This window comes from Paraburkholderia oxyphila NBRC 105797, assembly GCF_000685075.1.
GTDB lineage: Bacteria > Pseudomonadota > Gammaproteobacteria > Burkholderiales > Burkholderiaceae > Paraburkholderia > Paraburkholderia oxyphila.
The window spans coordinates 1-2187 of record NZ_BAYD01000247.1; the positions used below are offsets into that span (position 1 = coordinate 1).

Genomic DNA, 2187 nt, shown 5'->3' on the forward strand with positions numbered 1-2187 from the left:
CTGGCTACGAGCTCGCGCAGCAGACGGCGCGCGAAGCTGGGCTCAAACTGCCGATGCTGGGCAAGTAAGGGGTTTGCACGCGCCGCTGGCGGGGCGGTGCGTGCGACACGTGGGAAGGCGCCGTGCGGCTTGAGTGGCCGTGCGGCGCTTTTTTTGTTGGGTGGCTTGACCTGCACCTTCCTTCTATGGTGTGTAGCTAAATTCCCACTGTTGATAGCTTCGCGCGGTCGCGAACGCCTCTTCCCCTGGCGGGAAACCCGCAACCTTGACTGGTGCGCGTGTGGACACGCTATGTACTCCTTTCACACCGCCTCCCGGCGCGGGAATCGTTGCGAATGAACTTCCAGTGATTGGGTCTGGGTATAGCCTGCGAAGATAGCGTCGCGTGACCGGATAACGCGGATCGTGGAGCAAGTCCTCGAGTTGTTCCGGGTAGGGCATCGTGCCATCTGGCGTGCTCTGGGTGTATTGCCGAATCGCATCCTTGTATAGATTGCCGATGTACAGCAAGTCTGCTTCGCGTGCGCGCTGATTCGTCTTTACTACGTTATTGAGCAACCTGCCAATACCGAGCGAAATGCACAGCACCAACATCAACGCCCAGAAATAAGCGGCGCCTCGCTGGTGTCCATGACGGGTGCAGAATCTCACCATGAGCTGTACTGCGTTCCGTCGAGTGCATTGCCCTTTGCACCGCTCTTCACATCGACGATGGTCTTTTCGTCCTCGTCAGTCCCTTCGACGGGGATCCAGCTATCGGAACGGTTCGTCACAGGGTCCACTGGTAGCGCCCGCAAATAGTGGCGTTCGGTCAGTTCGACCAGCTTGTCCGGATATCGGCCCGTATCGCTGTAATATTCATCTATCGCGCGACGCAGGACGGCAAGATTTGCCTTTAGCGCGGCCTCTTTGGCACGGTCGGTCTGGTGAATATAGCGGGGTGCCACGATAGAGAGGAGCGTTGCCACGATCGCAAGTACGACCAATAATTCGATCAGCGTGAAGCCTTGGTGCGCAGTTCTTGAGTTCATTTCCCTTTCACCATTCCCGATACGGAATGCCATTGGTTCCCGTCTTGTCACTCAGTGAATAGACGTCGTATACATCCTCGCCTTCGACCGGGTTGTCGGCCTCGCTCGCATAGCTGCGCTTGCCCCAAGTTTCCTCAGGAGGGCTCGACGGAAGAGAAGCCATCGGGTCGCGTGGGATGCGGCGCAGAAAGTAGATTTTTCGGCCCTTCGGATCGCGCTGGTTGACGACACCCGTCACCAGTTCGTTGAGCGAATGCGGATATCCAGTCGAGTCGGCAGAACGTGCGATAAGACCCTCGTCGCCGGATCGTTTGTAGGCATCGATTGCCGTTCGGATAGCGACTAATGCCGCTTTCAATTCCCGTTCCTTTTCTCTCTGCAAATGCAATTTAATAAATGGCGTTGCGACCGATGCAATGATGGCAACCAACGCAACGGTTACGATCATCTCGATTAGCGTGAACCCGGAATGGGGAGGTCTGCGCTTCATATTACGGAGACAGGGTGACTTGCTTGGGGAGTGTCACAGCGCCGCGAATCTGCTTCTGGTTCTCTTGCTCCACTTTGGGCTGTTGCAGTGACAGATTCAGTATTCCACCGGACGTGCTGTCGGATTGAAACGTGAACATGGCGAGCGATCCGTCAGCAATGGACTTTCCAATTGAAACGTGAACGATATTGCCATCCTGCTTCGCTTCAAGGGCTATTCCGTCGCGCGGTGCGACCTTCGTCAGGCGCAGGCCAGTTTGGTCGAGCACGAGGTCAAGTTCGGCTTTTTCGAAAGCTCGACCACTGGCTAGTAGATTGACGGTAAAGCCTTCCTTGGCGTTTGCCTGGGAAGGCGCGGCAAGGTCGAACCTTACCGAATCCGCGCGCTCGTCTGCTCCGGATGACTGGTTGAGGTCGGGAGAGCCCGGCGGGGGTGAGATTGGCAGGGCGTGTGCAGCCTTCGGTGGGGAGTCCGCACCATCCGCCGATTTGGTTGCGGATGGCGGAGGCAGGTTATCGGTATCGCTATACTGTGCCGCGGGCGTAAGCCGCAGTGGGCTGGTTGACACGTGTTCGGTAGTACCACTCGGAAAAGCCTGTGCATAGGCATTGGGCATTGCCAGAGAGCGTGCAATGTGCGGCGTAATCAGTAGCACGATCTCGGATC

At 57.1% G+C, this 2187-nt stretch carries 2 protein-coding genes and 1 pseudogene; all 3 read right to left on the minus strand.

The features are described 5' to 3' along the window. Positions 1–647: 647 nt before the first annotated feature. Positions 648–1031: a type II secretion system protein gene (locus BO1_RS48630; RefSeq protein ID WP_028223752.1), complete on the minus strand. Its 384-nt coding sequence runs from the start codon at positions 1029–1031 to the stop codon at positions 648–650. Between the two features lie 7 nt (positions 1032–1038). Continuing rightward, positions 1039–1521, minus strand: coding sequence for a type II secretion system protein (locus BO1_RS48635; protein ID WP_028223753.1), 483 nt, complete (start codon positions 1519–1521; stop codon positions 1039–1041). A 1-nt stretch (position 1522) separates the two neighbouring features. After that, positions 1523–2187 (minus strand): annotated as a pseudogene (locus tag BO1_RS60560) (hypothetical protein); the annotation flags it as partial.